Here is a 15,920-nt window from a genome sequence, read left to right as displayed (position 1 = left end):
GCCATGGAAAAAACCGTCCAGCCCCCGCCCAGGCTCCTGCTCGGCGCAGCCCTCCTTTTCTGGGGTGCCATGACAGGCCGCCCGCTCATGGGCCTCATCGTCGCGCTCATCGTCGAGGGTGCGAACTGGATCCGTTTCCGCTGGGATTTCAACACCACCGCCTGCTCACGCGCATGGCGCATCAGCATCGCCCTCACCGCCATCACAGGCGTGCTCATCTGGCTGGATGGGGATCGCTACACCGCCCTGCCAAAACTCATCACCTGGTTTCCCCTGCTGTTCCTGCCCCTACAGTTCGTCCAGAGCTACGGACTGAGCGACCGCATCCCGCTCAACAGCCTTTCTTTCTTCGCCCACCTCCACCGCGAGCGCAACCGCCGCCTCGGCCTCGGTGATTCCGTTATCCACTTCAACTTCGGGAACCCTTACTTCGTCACCGCCGCCATCGCCGCCAGCCTCGGCACCTACGCCCAGCAAGCCGCCTTCCTCCCCGGACTCATCATCCTCGGCGGCTGGCTGGTCTTCTCCCGCGTGAAAGCCCGCCCCTTCGCCCTCGCCGCCATCATCGTCATCGCGGGGCTGCTCGGCCTTGGCGGCCAGCTCGGCATGGAAAGGCTCTACCGCTGGGCCACCGACAGGGACATGCCCGGCGGCTACCCTCGCACCGACCCCACCGTCAGCAGGACCAGCATCGGTTCGCTCGGCCGCATCAAGCAATCCCCGGACATGCTATGGCGCCTGACGCCCCTGAACGACAACGCCCCTCCCCGGCTGCTGCGCCTCGCCAGCTACAACAGCTACAAGCGCATCTCATGGCAGAACGAACTGCCTGACGAACTCCTCGAAACCCTTGAGGAGGACGGCAACGATTTCCGCAACCTCCCGACCCTGGAGCTTGAGCCCGGCATCCCCCATTTCCTCATGCGCGAGAAAATGACCGGCACGGATATCCTGAAATCGATGCCCTCCTTCCGTCTGCGGGGCGCCTCGCAGTCGGAAGCCCCCATCCCCCTTCCCGGCAGCGCATCCAGCCTCCTGCACTTCGAGCTGGACGACATCGAGATCAACCCGCTCGGCACCGTCCGCGTATTCCCCAAGCGTTCCATCATCGACGGCACCGTCCGCTGGGGTGACAGGATCGCCCCGGAAAGCCCGCCCTGGCCGAAGCAAGATCTCGCGGTAAACAGCAAGGAGATCGATGCGATACGGCAAACGGCCGACGCCCTCGGCCTACGCGAGCTGCCCACCACCGCCGCGAAAACCGCGCGCATCCGCAAATGGTTTGAGGAAGAGTTCACCTACACCCGCTACCTCACGATTGGCCCGGCTCGCATGGCCAAGCCGACCGCCATCACCATTTTCCTCACCAACGGCAAGCGCGGCCACTGCGAATACTTCGCCACCGCCGCCACCCTGCTGCTCCGCGAGGCGGGAGTGCCGGCCCGCTACTGCGTCGGCTATGCGGTCATGGAAAAGGACAACGACCGCGGCGAATTCGTGATCCGCGGCACCCACGGCCATGCATGGACCCGCGTCTGGGACGCGGAAACAGCCGCCTGGACGGACTTCGACCCCACGCCTCCCGGCTGGCTTGCCATGGAGACAAGCCGCGAATCCGGCTCGATGTGGCTCGCCGATGCCTTCCAGCGCTTCCAGGAGGATTTTTTCCTCTGGCGCAACCGTCCCGCGAACCGCCTCGGAGCCACCATCGTCATGTGGCTGTTAGGCGGCGGGGTGCTCTCATTCATCGTCCGCAGGCTCTGGCGCTCCAAGCTCCTCGTCGGCGGCAATGCCCCGGCCCGGGCCGCCGCAGGTGCCCGCACTCCGCTACATGACCTTGAAAAACAGGCGCGCCGCATCCTTGGCCCGCGCCCCCCCGGCGTCACCTTCGCCCACTGGCTGAGCCGCCTCGCCGGGCTCGGCCTGCCCGCTGCGGATCTCGAGGAGGCGATCCGCCTCCATCAGCGCCTCAGATTCGATCCCACGCCCCCGCCCGCTGCCGCCCAAAGCCGCCTGCAAGCCCTTGCCGCCGCCCTCGCCCCCACCCTGAAACGCGCAAAACGCCGGAGTCACAAAGCCCAATCGCAGCAAGGGCATGCATGAGGACTCTTCAAATGAGTGGCGACGATCCAAGTGTCGGGCATTGGCCGTGATGCTTGGTTTCGGCCTGGCGATGCTTGGATTGGCTCCACAAGGTGTCTGGATCCTTCTCGGCAGCGACCAACTGGCAATCTTCTGGGCGCTTCCCGTCTGGCTGTGCCTCGTGGTGACGGCATGTTACGCCTTGGCGACCCGATCCGAGTCCAGATCGAACATTGCGCTCTGTTGTCTGTGGGCATTCTCCATCGTAAATGCCGCAGGATGCGCCCGCTGGGTTGATGGATTCGACAAGGCAACGGGGGGGCAAGGGTTCCTCTGACAAGTTTCGTTTCCGAACTCCTGCCATAGAAAGCCGACTGCGCCACCTCGCGGAAGGCGTTCAATCCGGCTCATTCCATTGCACTTCGAGGCTCGGGGGATCTGCGATTTCCCTGCCGAGGACGAACAGGGCGGTGGCCCAGGCGTCGGCGGTGGCGCAGTCGGCGGCGATGACGGTGACGGATGAGGGAGGGCGGACGAGGGGCTTGCGGTTGCGGGGATCGAGGATGTGCCCTGCAAGGCCGCCGGGGGCGGGCTGGAACTGCCGGTAGTTGCCGCTGGTGGCGAGGGCTCGGTTGTTCAGCTTCACGGTGCGGAGCGCCTTGCGGCTGGCGGGGTCGGGGGCTTCGATGGCGACCTCCCATTCGCCGTCTCCGGCGAGGATTTCGCCGCCCAGCTCGAATACGAAATCGTTGACGCCCAGTTCGCGCAACCGCTCCCCCACCCTGTCCACCGCGAATCCTTTGCCGATGCCGGAAAGATCCATCCCGTCGCCAGCCGGGCCGAAGCCCGCCACGTTGGTTTCCCTGAGCATGCGGTAGTCGAAAGCACCGGCGCTGGCATCGTGGATTTCCTCGGCGAGGGCGATGACACGCCGGAGTTCGGGCGTGGCATGCTCGCCGCGATTGTGGCGGGAGAGGTCGGAATCTTCGCGCCACTGGCTGAGGACGTTTTCCCATTTCCCCAGGACAGCCGGAACTTCGGCGGCGAGATCGGCTTTGCAATCGCCCCGCCATGCCAGCTTCCAGGTGGTGCCCATGGCCTCGCCGGTGAGGACGGGCGGCTCCTTGTCCCCACCGCACGAAGCCAAAAACAGAAAGAGGGAAACCGAGAGTGTCCGTGAATGAACGCGAATGCATGGTTTATCGAAAATGTTCATCGGGCGTCCATTCACTGTTAGAGAACATTCCAGAGGAGAGCGGTGGCGATGAGCAAGGTGGCGATGGTATCGCGGCGCGTCCATGCGGATGGGGAATGGGTGAGGAATTTCAGGAGCGCACCGGTCGGGCATCCGTAGTGGCAGTAGCCTTGCGGGAGGAAGAAGGCGGAGAGGATGCCGAGGGTCAGGATGGCGGCGGGGACGAAGGCGACATAGCCGCTGCTCCATGTCTCGAAAGGCTCAAAGTAGGCGAAGGGCACGCCGCTGGCTAGGAAAGCAAGCGCCCAGATGACCAGCAGTGTAAGCCAGGGGACGCGCACGAGGATTGCATGGAGCTTGGGCGGGAGGTGGAAGCGCTTCTTCACGAACCGCCCGGCAAGGGTCTGGGCGGCTCCGTGAGGGCAGATGTGGCTGCAATAGACGTTTTTCCCGGTGAAAGCGGGAACGAGGAGAGCAACGGCTGTCAGGACGAGGAGCGGCAACGCGTTGCGGAGGCCGAGGCCGTTCGCCCCCCAGCCGATGATCTGGTCTTGGCTGACCATCCAGCCGAGGCCGAGGCCGGCGACAACGGAAACCGCAGCGTATGCGGTGCGGATATTCCGGCGTTTCCCGCTCTCGTGAAACGCCAAACCGACGCCGAGCGCGATCCATGCGAGGGCGAGCGAGCTTTTCCATGGGAAGCCGCGGGACGCCCCATCGGCGATGTGGCGGCGCAGCATTTCGCTGACACTGGCGACCACCGCGCTGTTCGTGTAGCTGGCGCCGCTGGTGAAAAGCGAGGGCGATTCGCGCGGGTCTTCGGCGAGGATATCCGCGATGTTTTTCCCGGCGAATCCGTCGGCGTATTTCACCTCCTCGCCGACATCGCCGACGTAAGGCTCGTTGTCGCGGCTGCCGAGCAGGCCGATGCCGAGGACTTTCCCTCCCTCGCGATCGAGGGCGACGATGACATCGGAAGTGCCGTTGAAACCGCGCGCCGAAACACCCATGCGGCTGCTGCGTAGGACGCTGCCGAGGTCTTCGGCACCTTTCCTAACAGAGAAACTGCCCGGGTAGCCGCCATCCGTGATCGCATCCGCCCCGGGAAACCATTTTTCCACATCGGCAAGCCTGAGCGACTCGGGGAACCATTGGTCCATGCCCTTCGCGCCGAAGCGTGCCGCGACCCCGCGTGCCATGGCCTCGCTGGTAAGCGTTGCACCGGAGACGATGAGCGGGGCGGCACGCTCGCCGAGCATTGCCTCCGGCTTCCCGCTCCACTGCGACCAGAAGTCGGCGCTCCCGCGGACTTTCGCGACGTGGCCGTCGGTGTCCTGGCTGGAGAGAAAACGGACGGCTTTCACCCTGCGATCGGGATCGAAGATGACGAGCAGTTCTGAGGTGCCGGAATATCCGATGATTTCCTCCGCCTGCGGGAGGGTGGAGGTGGCCCAGCCGGCGGGTTCCCCGTCCTTTCCCAACAGTGGGTGGAGGCCTTCGGAGGGTTCGCCGACGGATTCGGCCGCAGGCAGGACGGCTTTCGCTTCCGCGAGGATGCGCGCGGGATCGAGGTCACCCGTTTCGCGGGGCGAGATGCGGAGGCAGGCAAGGGCGGCGAGGATGAGGGCGAGCCGGTATGCGCCGAGCCCCCAGCGCCGGATGCGGCGGGCGACCTGTGGCTTACGGCTTCTTGCGTTGTCCATCGAGGGATTGTTCCAACTCAGCGAGTGTCTCGAATCGGTCGGCTCCCTTCATTTTCCAGAGCGTTTTCACCTCGTCGAGGTGTTTCTCATAGATCTCGCGCGGGGTGCAATCGCGGACTGTGGCGAGTGCGGCGGCACGCCCGACGGTGACACCCATCATGCCGATGGTCTTCATCACGCGTATTGTGCCTAGGGCATCGCGCTCCACGCTGATGTTGCGCCCGGCCATGAAGAGGTTGGGGATGTTGCGGGAGTAGAGGGTGCGGTAGGGCACGGCGTAGCCGACCTTCTTGTCCACCCCGGGGCCGTGGACGGCGCGGGCGATGAATGGCTTGCCGGGGATGGTATCCTTGTATTTTTCCACCGGGTAGTGGAGGTCGATGGACCAGGTGGTCTTGAAAGTCGCATCCGGGAAATCCTTTTTCCCTCGAACGTCGTCTCCGGTCAGGATGATATCGCCGAGGATCTGGACGGTCTCGCGGGTGCCGCCAATGTATGCCATCCAGGTGAGGGCGGAGTTGGCGTGTTTCTTTTCATCACGCTCGGCGTAGGCACCGTGGTTCTTGATGGAATTCCATGCGCTGAAGGAGGCGAGGTGGTTGAGGTCGCGGGTGTTCTCGAGCTCCTTGACGGGATGGTTGTCGTAGCCGCTCTCCCAGAACCATTCGGCGTGGCCGAAGCCGTGGCGCACCTTCGGGTAGGGGAAATCATCGGCGGCGAATTTGTACATCCACGGCTGTTCCCGGAAGAAAACAGCCTCCGGCTGGTTTTCCCAGATCCACATGTTGCTCATGCCCATGCGGCCCTTCTCGGTGAACTTCGTGTCCGCGCCGGACCACATCGCGATGAAACCGTGTCCGGTGCAGTCGCAGAAGAATTTCCCGCTGATGCGCTTGATCTTCCCGGCGTCGATATCGACGGCCTTGACGGCGGAAATTTTCCCATCCGCCATGTCGAGTCCGTAGGCGTGGTGGCCGAGGAAGAGGCTGATGTTTTTCTCGGCGCGGACGACTTTCTCCTTCTTGTCATCGACGAACTCCTCGGCTGGGGCGGGCGAGGCGGAGGCCTTGTCCTCGATCTCTCGGATGATCTCGTCGAGCGGATATTCGCTGGGCGGATAGTTCCCCATCGCCCAGACGCGGATTTCGGACGAACCGTTGCCGCCGAGCACATTACGGTTCTGGATCAGGGCGACCTTCGCTCCCATGCGGGCTGCGGAAACCGCCGCGCCGATGCCACCGTAGCCGCCACCGACAACGACGAGATCGAAATTCCCGGCATCCTCGATCCCGCTTGGAACTCCAGGGATTTCCCAGGCGGTGCGCTCCTCAAACGTTGCGTCAGCAGGGGGGGAGAAAGAGGGATCGCTGGAGAAAAGAACGGCATCGGCGCGGCCGTTGAAGCCAGTGAGATCCTGGAGCGCAAGCTTGGCTTTTCCGGCCTTGAGCTCGGTCTGGCCAGCGAGCTGCCATGTCCATTTCGGCTCGCCGCTCCCGAGCTCGTTCGCGAGGGCTGCACCATTGACCGAAAGCTTGAAACGCCCGGCACTGGCGGGGCGGCCAAGGCGTTTCGTCCAATCCAGGGTCCGCACCCAGACACGGTAGCTCCCATCTTCCGGGACATCGGCCTCGGTGGTGGCATCGGGCACGGGTTTCCCCAAGCCATGCGCGATGAGGTAGGGAGACCCCATGGACTCGATGAACTGGGTATCTATCCCCCACCCGCCCTTGTCGGAAAACTGTTCGGCTTCGACTAGGAAGGTGGCCGCGTGGATCTGTGCGGCGGCAAGCAGGCTGATGGGGATAAGGTACTTCATGTGATCAATGGCACCATGCTTCTACTCTCAGATTCCATCAAAATTTTCAGGATTCCTCCATCTTGTTCCTCTGACGGGCCTCGCGGAAAAAGGATTGGAGCAGGGCAAGGGACTCCTGACCCAAGATTCCGGCGGTGACATCGCAGCGGTGGTTGAGTGGCGGGTTCGATTCCAAAAGATTGATCCAGCCGCCCGCAGCGCCAGCCTTTGGATCGGAGCAGCCGAAGACCACGCGGTCCGGCCTGCAATGGACGATGGCACCCGCGCACATCGGGCAGGGCTCCTTGGTGACATAGAGCGTGCATTTCTCCAGCCGCCAATCGCCCAGCGCCTGCTGCGCGGCGGTGAGGGCGAGCATTTCCGCATGGGCGGTGGCGTCCTTGAGGGTTTCCACCTGGTTCCATGCGCGCCCGATGATTTTCCCTTCGTGCACCACCACCGCGCCGACAGGCACCTCGCCGGCGGCGTAGGCCTTGTGCGCCTCGCGCATCGCCTGTTGCATGAAATGCGCGTCGCTCTGCAGGTCGATGATAGGTACCTCGTTCATTTGCGTCACGCCGGGTTCTAAAGGAGAATCCCAGCCACGGCAACCTCCATCAAGACACGATCCTCACGGATTCATTCGCCTGACAAATGAACGGATGATCCGTCCATGGAGGGAAGGGAAACCATGAATCGAAAAGGGCGATCTGATCTGCGTTGCGACATACAGGAGGATGAGTATGGCCTCATCGAAGGCCGCCGCCCCCGGAACGTCGCCACATGGAAATCCCTCGTCTGGATCTTCGGGGAGCTTCCCAAAGTACATGTCCAGCCGCCACCTTCGCCCATCACAACCCCGCAGCCCAAGCGGAAAAACCCCACCCGCGCCAGCACCCCAAAAAAGACGGGGAAGTCGCTATCGTAGCACGTAGCACACCTACGACGCTTACGACAAGAGGCGCTTCTTTGGACGCTCACGGTCAGCCCCTCCCATGGACTTGTATTTTTGAAAGCCCGGTGAATGCAGCCTCCGGAGTGGCTCCTTGGAAGGCGATAACGAGAAGCTAGGCGATGCTATTGCGGGGGACTTTCCCACACCTATCATTTGCCATTCGAAGTAAGGGCGGCCGACTAACAGAAATATTGGCTTTGGCTAGCGCATGTCAGGACTGGGCCCGCCGGCCCGCGCCTGGCATTACTCCTTCGGAGCTGCCTTGGTGACGGCTCCCCACTTGCGGTGGAACGATTTCTCGGCCTTGCCCTGCAACTGCTCGACCAGCTTTCCTTTCTCCCGAGTGTCGTAGGATACGATCATGGCCATCTCGCCGCGGAGAACCACGGGATAGAGCAGGGAAAACCAGATCCTACCGGATTCGATGGTCTCCTCACCGCTTGTTGTCCTGCCCTGGTCATCCGTATCTTCATCGAGCTTGACCGCTCCCGAAACCTCGAAAACGGCACAGGGATGCCCGTGCACCCCTTCCATCCCCTTGAGCTCCATATCCAGGCTGCCGCTCCGGCCGCCCGTTAGCACCAGATCGAGGCTGTCCCCGGAAAGCGTCAGCTTATGACCGATCGGCAGGGGTTTGTCGCCGAACCATCTCGCTTTCCGCATCAGCCCGTTGGCAACAAGCATGTCACCGACCTGCTTCTCCAAGCCCTTGCCCCATGCCATCGTCTTGAATTCCTTGGTGGGCATCACGGCCCATGCCTTCCCATCGGTCTTGAACTGAACGGCCTTGCCGACGAGCTCACCGACAGTGCTGAACGGATCCGCTGGCGGCTCGGCCCCCTTTTTCACCGCCGCCTCGATGGCCTTGAGCCTCTCCAACCGTTCTGCGGCGGTCGGCTTGCGCTGGCTTAGCATCTGCCTCTGTGTGAAGCGCACCGATTTTCCGGCCATCTCATACTCCATCACCTCCTCGATCCGCAGGCTTTCCCTGGTTCGCTGGCTGCCATCGGCCACACGTTTCGCGATGTTCACATCGTGGAACTTGGTGACATCCGTGCTGATCACCCTGAGATGCGGCGGAAAAGGGATGTCCGTTCGGAAAAGGAAAGTGCCGTCCTTTTTGGCAACAAGCTTTTCCAGCGCCGGATCGATCTCCGTGGACAGCTGCGGCTCCTTATCCATGAAGTCGATGGCCGTTCCTTCCGCCGCCTTGTGCCCGGATTTGATCCATCCCAGCTTCTGAGCCAAAGCCTTGCCCGCATCGTAGGTCACCACCATGCCGCAGAGCACGGCGAGATGGAACATCACGGAGAGGAGCTGCTTCTGGGGCTTCTTCATAAGCGGGAAAAATCTTTCGTAAAAGATGATAATCAGAAAATCTTCGAATTAACACTTTTTTTTCTGTTCAATGGCCAGGGTTCCGACATTAGGGATGCGATCATCCAAAAACGTGACAGCAAAAAGGTTTTTGAACCGCGAAGGGCATACTCTTTCAACGGTGATCGGATTGATCCGGATCACCTCGGAATCCGGGGGAGAACAGAATGCCCGTAGGAAAGTTTCCCCTTTACGGGACTCGCGGCGTAGGTGTAGTTTGTTCCCAAGAACACTGTTCAAAAGCCATGGCACACAACATAACATCCCGTCAGGTCGAGATCCTCGACTATCTCCGCAAGGCCCAGCGCGAAACCGGCATCATGCCGTCCACCCGGGAGATCCAGCATTACTTCGGCTTCGCGAGCCAGACTGCGGCGATGAGCCACCTGCGTGCGCTTGAGAAAAAGGGGGTGATCCAGCGCCTCCCGGGCAAGGCGCGCGCCGTCGTTTTCCCGGAAGACCTGGATCGCGAGGAAATCTGCGACATACCCATCTACGGCAGCATCGCCGCCGGCTTCGCCGAGGGTGCGGAGCAGGAACAGGAAGGCTGCATCTCCATTGACGTCGCCTCGCTCGGCGTGGCGCGCAAGAAGGAAACCTTCGCCCTGCGGGTGCGCGGCGAATCCATGATCGACGCACATATCTGTGACGGCGATACGGTGATCCTCGAAAAACGCACACCCCGCAGCGGTGAGGTCGTCGCCGCCCTCATCGATGGCGAGACGACGCTAAAGCGCTTCATTTCCAAGAACGGGAAAACATTTCTCAAGGCGGAGAACCCGGACTTCCCCGATCTCATCCCCGTCGGCGAGCTCCTGGTCCAGGGAGTGATGGTAGCTCTGCTACGCAGGGCTGCCTGAAAAAAGCCGGGTTCCGCGGAGCCCCCTGGGAAGACTCGTATCCCTGCCCCCACCCACCTGCGCCTGCCAACTAGCGGTTGCCTGCGCGTGAGATGCTCAATCCGTGTTCCACCGGGCCGATGGCGGCCGCCAGTTTCTCGACGAACCCGGCCCTTTCCCGTTCGCTCCGCTCGAATGTGCCTTCCATGTCGGCTTTGCCCTGCTTGCCGTGGACGAGTCCCTTGATCTGCTTTGTCTCGAAGCCCTGCTTGGCGGTCACCGCAGCCTGGATTTTCCGGAACGGGGCGACGAAAGGATTCTCGTGGAACTCGGCGGCGAGGTTGATGCCGGCCCGGAGTTGCGCGGCGGTGTAATGCTTTGTTTCCCCACCCCATTTCACCTCGTAGCTTTCCGCTGCGGGATTCGTGATTTTCAGGAGAAATCGGTTCAGCTGCGCATCAAAGGGCACCAGCGCCATTCCTGCGCGGAGCGAGGCGTCGCTATCGGCGGCACCGGGGCCGGGCGCGAAGGCAAGGCGGTGGCTGCGGACGCCGATCCTGCCGTCGGATGCGGAGAGGATTTCATGGCCACCGGTGGAGGAGGCCATGCCGGTGGCGTCGTCGTAGGTGATGGTGCCGAGATCGCCATCCACCCCGAGGCTCCTGAGGAAGGCGTAGGCCATGATCGCGTGCCCCGCCCAGCCGGGGTGGACACCGTCCTTGCCGCTCACCTGGAAAGTCTCCCCGTAGTGCTGCTTCGCATGGAAATCGGCGACCAACATGGGGCGATAGACATCCGCAAAGCCGGCACCCCGGTTGCGGGCGACCTTAAGGGCGATGTTGCGGAATTCCGAGAGGGAGAGGTTGAGTTCCTGCTTGGTGCCTGTGGCGGTCTTCACCCAATTGGGCACTGAGTCGATGATGCCGGATGAGCCGATCACGTAGCGGGTGCCCGCCGCCTTGAATTTTTCCGCGATCCTTGTTTGGTTGCGCTCATACTCAGCAGCGATCGCCTTGTCGAAGGGGACGTAGCGGAAATCGTTCATCCCGTAGCATGAGGTGGCGATAGTGGGCTTGAAACGGAGCACATCGTTGTCCATGCGGGCAAGGAAGCCTCCGGCCTGCTCCCCGCTCCAGCCATATTGGCGGCAGGTGATGCCTAGCTCCGGCAGGCACGCCGCGAGGTATGTCTCGATGAGCACCGAATACATCCTCTGCTCGGTGATCGAGTCCCCGCAGATGGCGAGGCGGTCACCCTTTTCCAACGCGACCGATGCTTCCGGTACGGGGGTGAGCCTGTATGCGGAAAGTTCCGCAGGGAGCGGTGCCTCCTTGGCGAAAACGCCGAGCGAAAGGGAGAGGAGAAGGGCTGTGGGTATCCGTATCATGCCGCAGCGAACGTATCGCAGCGGCCCGCCGGGAAACAACGGGAAACTCACCGGCCTGCCGTGCCGCTACTTCTTGCCGAAGAGCCCGGAAAGCCCTCCCAGCATCCCGCCGAGGCCGCCGAGATCCGGTTTGTTGCCGGACATCACGTCGTCGATGGCCCCGTGGAGTGATGCGGGCAGCTTGGATTTCGCGAAATCCGCCACGGTGGCGATCGCCTTGGTTGCCATTGCCTCGTCCATACCGAGTGCGGTGAGCTTTTGTTTGAGTTCTTCGATCATGACCTTGTGTGTTGGAGATACCGGGGACAGGACTCGAACCTGCACATCAAAAGACACCTGATCCTAAGTCAGGCGCGTCTACCAATTCCGCCACCCCGGCGCTGTGGCGGAAGGTTGGTCAGATTTTCCACCGGCTGCAAGAACACAGATTGGCCGGGTGCTGGAATGCATCCGGATGGAATGGCTTGCGCTGTGCGTGAGTCTCCAATAGTAGCTCGCCCATCTGCAAGGCACGCCACCAATCATGCGCGATTTATCCAAAGCCCCGATGTGCATCATTCCGCTGCTGCTGGCATCCTGCGGGCTGATGAACCCGGAGCCGCCGAAGAAGGCGGAGATCGTGATGTATGAGTGGGAGGACACCGGCGAAGGGGAACCACTGAGCATCCGGATCAACCTCAAGGAGCAGAAAGCGGCCTACATGCGCGGCGACAGGCAGGTCGGCTGGTCTTATGTCTCTACCGGGCGCGAGGGGCATTCCACTCCCGTGGGCGATTTCCGCATCACTGAAAAAATGCCGCTGAAGGTTTCGAACCGCTACGGCTGGATCGCGGATCCGGAAGGGAAGGTGGCGGTGCCGAGCGCACGTGCCGGAACACCTGTGCCGCCCGGCCATGTTTACAGGGGATCGGAAATGCAAAACTGGATGCGTCTCACCTCCTACGGCGTCGGGCTGCATGCGGGGGAGATCAGCAAGCCCGGCCAGGCGCTGTCCCACGGGTGCATCCGCTTGCCCAGGGATTTCGTGCCGAAGCTCTATGCCGCGGCCAGCCTCGGCACCCCGGTGCGCATTACGAGAGGCTGAGCCCCCCCCGGGAGTCCTATTCTTACGGGAAAAGCCCCGGATCGCTCCGGGGCTTTTGGTCGGAAAATGAATCGGTGGCGGACTGAGATTGCCACCATTGTCATCACTTCTTGAGAACCTTGAGCTTGGATACGCCGTAGATCGCGTCCTCGCCGAGCTCCTCCTCAATGCGGAGGAGCTGGTTGTATTTCGCGATACGATCCGAGCGGGACATGGAGCCGGTCTTGATCTGGCCGCAGTTGGTGGCAACCGCGAGATCGGCGATGGTGCTGTCCTCCGTCTCGCCGGAGCGGTGGGAGAGGACGGCGGTGTAGGCGTTTTCCTTGGCGAGCTCGACGGCGTCGAAGGTCTCGGTGAGGGAACCGATCTGGTTCACCTTGACGAGGATGGAGTTGGCCACGCCGAGGTCGATGCCCTTCTGGAGGAACTTCGAGTTGGTGACGAATAGGTCGTCGCCGACGAGCTGGGTGTTTTTGCCCATGGTGTCGGTGAGGATTTTCCAACCGTCCCAGTCGTTCTCATCGCAGCCATCCTCGATGGAGATGATGGGGAAGCGCTTCTGGAGATCGGCGTAGAATGCCACGAGTTCCTGTGCGGTCTTCTCGGAGCCGTCGGACTTGTGGAAGACATACTTGCCCTTTTCCTTGTTGAAGAACTCGGAGGAAGCGACGTCGAGGGCGATGGAGATGTCCTCGCCGACCTTGTAGCCGGCTTTCTCGATCGCCTGGCAGATGACGGACAGTGCGTCCTCCGCGGAATCGAGTTTCGGGGCGAAGCCGCCTTCATCGCCGACGGCGGTGGAGAGGCCGCGGTGATGGAGCACGGCTTTGAGCGCATGGAATACCTCCGCGCCGTAGCGGACGGACTCGCGGAAGGTCGGTGCGCCGATGGGCACGATCATGAACTCCTGGAAGTCGATCGGGGCATCCGAGTGGGAGCCGCCGTTGATGATGTTCATCATCGGGACGGGCAGCACCTTGGCGTTCGGGCCGCCGAGATATTTGTAGAGGGGGATGCCGCACTGGGATGCTGCCGCCTTTGCAACAGCCAGGGAAACACCGAGGATCGCGTTTGCGCCGAGCTTTTTCTTGTTCGCCGTACCGTCGAGCTCGATCATCATCGCATCGATGGATGCCTGCTCGGTGGCATCGAAGCCGAGGAGTTCCGGGGCGATGGTTTCGTTGACGGCTTCGACCGCCTGGAGCACGCCTTTCCCGAGGTAACGCGCCTTGTCGCCGTCTCGGAGTTCGTGGGCCTCGTGTTCGCCGGTGGAGGCTCCGGATGGGACTGCGGCGCGGCCCACGGCTCCGCCTTCGAGGTGGACGTCCACCTCCACGGTTGGGTTTCCGCGCGAGTCGATGACCTCGCGGCCCCTGATTTCTACGATTGTGGTAAGATCCATGTTATTCTGATTGGTTTGGGAAACTGGTTTCCTCAGGCGTGGTAAGCTGAAATCGACTTGATCGTCAATGTCCGCATTTGTTCGGTTTCCATGTCGCGGACTTTTGCGCCGTCTCCGACAGATAGCCCCATGAGCGCCTTGCCGACATCGGACATGTAGGAGACCTCCTTTTTGTCGGGGTTCGAGTCCCATGCACCGAGCACGGCGATGGTCTGTTCCTTGCCGTCCTCGTCGGCGAGGACGACGACCGTGCCGATGTTGACGGTCTTGGTGTCGGCACCCTTGAAATCGGTGCCACGGGCGTTTGCGATCTCGCGCTCAAGGGCGGTGCGGCGGTGGTTGAGGTATTTCTCCATGTCCTTGGCGGACTTGTATTCGAAGTTCTCGCGGAGATCGCCGTAGGACTTGGCGATTTTCACGTCCTCGCGGTTCTGGGGGATTTTTTCGCGGATGAGTTCCTGGAGTTCCTCCTTCTTTTTCTCTAGGGACGGCCAGGAAACGAGGAGCGGCTCCTCACGCCTGGCGGCGTTCTGGCCGGAGACGAGTTCCACGGTTTCCGGGCGCACCCTGATGATGCGCGCCATCAGGGATTTTTTCTCGAGATCGCCGAAGACCGGGCAATCCAGAAGGCGGCGCGCGAAGTTCTTGGCTTCGTTGAGATCCATGTTCGTGACGAGATCGGAAAGCAGCGCCTTGTCCTCGTTGAGCAGTGTCTGGAGCCGCGAGGTCTTGCGCGGACCATCGGAAAGGTGGTCGTTTTCAAGGAGATTGAGGATGGAGGCACCGACATCGGCTCCGAAAACGCTTACGGCGGCGCCTTTCCGCTCCCGGCAAACCCAGATGAGCGCATCCGGGCCGAGGGCGCGGCGGGCGAGGGCGGAGCCGAGGTGTTCCATGAGGGCGGGCATCCCATCGTTCTCGCCGAGGATGCGGGCAATCTCGGTAACGCCGCGTGCGCCGACCTGATCGAAAACGGTTACGATTTTCTCGATCCATTCATCGCCAAAGGCGGTCTCGAATGCCTCATAAACGGCGCGCTGGCGGGTGGAAGGCAGGGCGACGAGTTCCTCCGCGATGCGGCTGAGATCCGAGCCGGCGATGAGGTCGCTGAGGCGGACGGCGCCGGGATCGAGCTCCAGCGCCTTGCTGCTGCCGATAACCTCGTCACGGGCGGCGATGAGCTGCATCGCGCCGCCAAGCTGGACGCGGGCGGCTTTTTTCGCCCCGTCATCGATGTCGGTGAGGAGCTGCCTGAGGGCTTCGGAATCGTTGTCGAAGGCACCCATGTCCGCCGCGATGGCCTCAAGCGCCTTGATCATGCCTTTGATGTCCCGCGATGCCTCGAAATCCGCAAGCAGTGCCTGGGCCGGGGTGATGTCGGAATCGCGCAGCACGATGTTTTCCGTGCGTTTTGTCGGCACGACCGCCTTGCGGCTTTCCTTGAGAGCCTTTTTCGTGGCGTTCCACCACTTGGTGTAATCCTTGGCCGGAATGACCGCTCCGCTGACGAGCTGCTCGATGGCATCGCCGGTGATGGTGCCGCCGTGGCTCTCGAGGATGTGGACGACCAGAGCCACGGAATCCGTCTTCGCCAGCTTCCGGAGTCCCTCAACCTGCTCGATCTTCACCGCGCGGAAGTCGTCTTCCGGGATCCATTCGGTCTTCTGCATGGCGAACTGGAGATCCATCTCCTGGCCGCTGGAGTTCTCGAAATCCACGGTGATTTTCTTGCTCCCGAAGTCCCATGAAACGATTTTCCCCGCTCCGAAGGACTTGTGGAGGCAGAAATTCCCCGGGGAGAGCTGTGACAGGCGTTCGCCAACGGCTTTGGGGATTTTTCCGGCTTCTACCAATTTCTCGACATCAGGATGCATGCGCACAGCTTGGAAAGGCAGAACCCGGAACGCAAGCCTAGTGGTGACAAATCGGTTTTGGGATGGAACCGCGATTGGGAAATCGCGGCAAGTGCGGCGCACTGCCCGCCCAGGCGTTTCCCATTGCAGCCGCAACTTCCAGATCGCGGTTCCTTTTGTCGGCGAGCGGATGCTCGAAGACCTCGATGAGAGTCAGCCCCTTCCGGGTGGTTCAAGGCGCGGGAATT

At 62.0% G+C, this 15,920-nt stretch carries 13 protein-coding genes and 1 tRNA gene; 4 read left to right on the top strand and 10 right to left on the bottom strand.

Translation table 11 applies throughout. The features are described 5' to 3' along the window. The first annotated feature begins 3 nt into the window (after positions 1-3). Complete coding sequence (locus HZ994_17785) at positions 4-2,103, top strand: transglutaminase domain-containing protein (GenBank protein ID QTN34091.1); 2,100 nt, start codon at positions 4-6, stop codon at positions 2,101-2,103. A gap of 376 nt (positions 2,104-2,479) precedes the next feature. Here the strand turns inward: HZ994_17785 and HZ994_17780 are convergent, their stop codons facing one another. From HZ994_17780 to HZ994_17765, 4 genes are all read right to left on the bottom strand, one after another. Continuing rightward, positions 2,480-3,229 carry an FAD:protein FMN transferase gene (locus HZ994_17780; protein ID QTN34090.1) on the bottom strand — a complete coding sequence of 250 codons (750 nt, stop codon included), beginning with the start codon at positions 3,227-3,229 and terminating at the stop codon, positions 2,480-2,482. 86 nt (positions 3,230-3,315) lie between these two features. After that, positions 3,316-4,980: a 4Fe-4S binding protein gene (locus tag HZ994_17775; GenBank protein QTN34089.1), complete on the bottom strand. Its 1,665-nt coding sequence runs from the start codon at positions 4,978-4,980 to the stop codon at positions 3,316-3,318. Next, positions 4,958-6,796 carry an FAD-dependent oxidoreductase gene (locus HZ994_17770; GenBank protein QTN34088.1) on the bottom strand — a complete coding sequence of 613 codons (1,839 nt, stop codon included), beginning with the start codon at positions 6,794-6,796 and terminating at the stop codon, positions 4,958-4,960. Before HZ994_17770 ends, HZ994_17775 begins: the two co-directional genes overlap by 23 nt. Before the next feature lie 46 nt (positions 6,797-6,842). After that, positions 6,843-7,343, bottom strand: a complete 501-nt coding sequence (locus tag HZ994_17765; protein ID QTN34087.1) for a nucleoside deaminase — start codon at positions 7,341-7,343, stop codon at positions 6,843-6,845. Between the two features lie 123 nt (positions 7,344-7,466). On the opposite strand from HZ994_17765, the gene HZ994_17760 reads away from it, so the two are divergent. Then, on the top strand, positions 7,467-7,703 hold the full coding sequence (locus HZ994_17760) for a hypothetical protein (protein ID QTN34086.1): 237 nt from the start codon (positions 7,467-7,469) through the stop codon (positions 7,701-7,703). A gap of 270 nt (positions 7,704-7,973) precedes the next feature. On the opposite strand, the gene HZ994_17755 is transcribed toward HZ994_17760, so the two are convergent. Continuing rightward, positions 7,974-9,068 carry a hypothetical protein gene (locus HZ994_17755; GenBank protein QTN34085.1) on the bottom strand — a complete coding sequence of 365 codons (1,095 nt, stop codon included), beginning with the start codon at positions 9,066-9,068 and terminating at the stop codon, positions 7,974-7,976. A gap of 284 nt (positions 9,069-9,352) precedes the next feature. Between HZ994_17755 and lexA the strand changes: the two genes are divergently transcribed. Then, entirely contained in the window at positions 9,353-9,967 is a 615-nt protein-coding gene (gene lexA / locus HZ994_17750; GenBank protein QTN34084.1) for a repressor LexA, read from the top strand. Between the two features lie 70 nt (positions 9,968-10,037). On the opposite strand, the gene HZ994_17745 is transcribed toward lexA, so the two are convergent. From HZ994_17745 to HZ994_17735, 3 genes are all read right to left on the bottom strand, one after another. Next, positions 10,038-11,333: an SGNH/GDSL hydrolase family protein gene (locus tag HZ994_17745; GenBank protein ID QTN34083.1), complete on the bottom strand. Its 1,296-nt coding sequence runs from the start codon at positions 11,331-11,333 to the stop codon at positions 10,038-10,040. Positions 11,334-11,399: 66 nt separating this feature from the next. Then, positions 11,400-11,612, bottom strand: coding sequence for a hypothetical protein (locus HZ994_17740; protein QTN34082.1), 213 nt, complete (start codon positions 11,610-11,612; stop codon positions 11,400-11,402). Positions 11,613-11,630: 18 nt separating this feature from the next. Next, positions 11,631-11,712, bottom strand: a tRNA-Leu gene (locus HZ994_17735). A gap of 144 nt (positions 11,713-11,856) precedes the next feature. On the opposite strand from HZ994_17735, the gene HZ994_17730 reads away from it, so the two are divergent. Beyond that, the gene (locus HZ994_17730) at positions 11,857-12,417 is read left to right on the top strand and encodes a L,D-transpeptidase (GenBank protein ID QTN34081.1); all 561 of its coding nucleotides are present in this window, start codon (positions 11,857-11,859) and stop codon (positions 12,415-12,417) included. 103 nt (positions 12,418-12,520) lie between these two features. Here HZ994_17730 and eno read toward each other — a convergent pair whose 3' ends face one another. Together eno and HZ994_17720 are read right to left on the bottom strand one after the other, a co-directional pair. Further along, a complete protein-coding gene (gene eno, locus HZ994_17725; GenBank protein QTN34080.1) occupies positions 12,521-13,819 on the bottom strand; it encodes a phosphopyruvate hydratase in 1,299 nt (432 codons plus the stop codon). Positions 13,820-13,851: 32 nt separating this feature from the next. After that, positions 13,852-15,693, bottom strand: a complete 1,842-nt coding sequence (locus tag HZ994_17720) for a GreA/GreB family elongation factor (protein ID QTN34079.1) — start codon at positions 15,691-15,693, stop codon at positions 13,852-13,854. Positions 15,694-15,920: the final 227 nt, after the last annotated feature.

Source organism: Akkermansiaceae bacterium (genome assembly GCA_017798145.1).
GTDB lineage: Bacteria > Verrucomicrobiota > Verrucomicrobiia > Verrucomicrobiales > Akkermansiaceae > Luteolibacter.
Note: the sequence above shows the minus strand (reverse complement) of the source record. Positions and strands in the feature narration are given on the sequence as shown.